The organism is Klebsiella sp. TF21-TM, assembly GCF_019753495.1.
In the GTDB taxonomy this organism is placed as follows: Bacteria; Pseudomonadota; Gammaproteobacteria; order Enterobacterales; family Enterobacteriaceae; genus Klebsiella; species Klebsiella quasipneumoniae.
On the sequence record NZ_JAIJYL010000090.1, the window covers coordinates 1 to 1,934 of the forward strand.

Consider the following 1,934-nt stretch of genomic DNA (forward strand, 5'->3'; position numbering starts at 1 on the left):
GATTTTAGTCACGGTAAAGAAAACCGGCCATTATCGGAAAGAGAAAAAATTAACGTCAATAAAAATAACTTTAACAGCGTACTTTCGGAATTTAGCCCGGAGGTGAATCTCTCGGTGCCGAATACGCTGGCTGGCAATGGCGAAGAGGAGAACTTCAGGCTGCGTTTTACCGATATCAACGATTTTGAACCGGAGCAGATTGCCCGGCAAATTCCACAACTCCGCGCCATGCTGGCGATGCGTAATTTATTACGCGATCTCAAATCCAATCTGCTTGATAACGCCACTTTCAGAAAAGAGCTTGAGGCAATTCTGAAAGATCCGGCGCTGTCACAGGAATTACGCGACGAAATGAGTGCGCTTGCTCCGAAATAATGGCGGGGCAAGTCTGTTAATGGAATAACCGGGAAAATGCTAATGTCTGTTACCACAGAAAACAGCCCTGTTCAGGGGCAAACCGCGCTGCAGGAAAACACGGCGAGCGAGGGCGTTTACGCGTCGCTGTTTGAAAAAATCAATCTCGCCCCGGCCTCTCGCCTCGGGAACATCAACGACTTTCTGGACGATGCCGCGCTCTCCGAGGCGCCGGCGGCGGAGCGTCTGACCGCGGCGATGCAGGTGTTTATGGAGCGCATCCGCCAGTCCGGCCAGCGGGTGGAAAAGCTCGATAAAACGCTGATTGACCACCATATCGCTGAACTGGATTTCCAGATAAGCCGCCAGCTGGACGCAGTGATGCACCATCCGGAGTTTCAGCAGGTCGAATCCCTGTGGCGCGGCCTCAAACAGCTGGTGGACAACACCGACTACCGCCAGAACGTGAAAACGGAGATCCTCGACGTCTCAAAGGACGATCTGCGTCAGGACTTTGAGGATGCGCCGGAGCTGATTCAGAGCGGCCTTTACTGGCACACCTACACCGCGGAGTACGACACCCCCGGCGGCGAGCCGATCGGCTCGCTGATCTCGGCCTATGAGTTCGACGCCAGCGCGCAGGACGTGGCGCTGCTGCGCAATATCTCCCGGGTTTCCGCTGCCGCCCACATGCCGTTTATCGGCGCCGTCGGCCCGGCTTTCTTCCTGAAAGAGACCATGGAAGAGGTCGCCGCCATCAAAGATATCGGTAACTACTTCGAACGTGCGGAATATATTCGCTGGAAAGCGTTTCGGGAAACCGACGACGCCCGCTACATCGGCCTGGTGATGCCGCGCGTGCTGGGTCGTCTGCCGTATGGTCCGGACACCGTGCCGGTGCGCAGCTTCAACTATGTCGAGCAGGTGAAGGGGCCGGACCACGAAAAGTATCTCTGGACCAGCGCGGCGTTCTCTTTCGCCTCCAATATGGTGAAGAGCTTTGTCAATAACGGCTGGTGCGTGCAGATCCGCGGCCCGCAGGCCGGCGGCGCGGTGAAAGATCTGCCCATCCATCTGTACGATCTGGGCACCGGCAATCAGGTGAAGATCCCTTCCGAGGTGATGATCCCGGAAACGCGGGAGTTTGAATTCGCCAGCCTGGGCTTCATTCCACTGTCGTACTACAAAAATCGCGATTACGCCTGCTTCTTCTCGGCCAACTCCGCGCAAAAACCGGCGCTGTACGATACCGCCGACGCTACCGCCAACAGCCGCATCAACGCGCGTCTGCCTTATATCTTCCTGCTGTCGCGCATCGCGCACTACCTGAAGATGATCCAGCGCGAGAATATCGGCACCACCAAGGACCGGCGCCTGCTGGAGCTGGAGCTGAACACCTGGGTGCGGAGCCTGGTCACCGAAATGACCGATCCGGGCGACGAGCTGCAGGCCTCCCATCCGCTGCGCGATGCCAGCGTGGTGGTGGAAGATATCGAGGACAACCCGGGCTTCTTCCGCGTGAAGCTGTACGCCGTGCCGCACTTCCAGGTCGAGGGGCTGGACGTCAATCTGTCGCTGGT

General features: G+C 57.4%; 2 protein-coding genes. Both read left to right on the top strand.

Annotation, left to right across the window (positions count from 1 at the left end; genetic code table 11):
• The coding region (tssB, locus tag K5R89_RS26970) for a type VI secretion system contractile sheath small subunit (protein WP_221853877.1) at positions 1–375 on the top strand (375 nt) is incomplete at its 5' end.
• Positions 376–417: 42 nt separating this feature from the next.
• Positions 418–1,934: type VI secretion system contractile sheath large subunit (gene tssC, locus K5R89_RS26975; RefSeq protein ID WP_221853878.1), on the top strand; the 1,517-nt coding region annotated here is incomplete at its 3' end.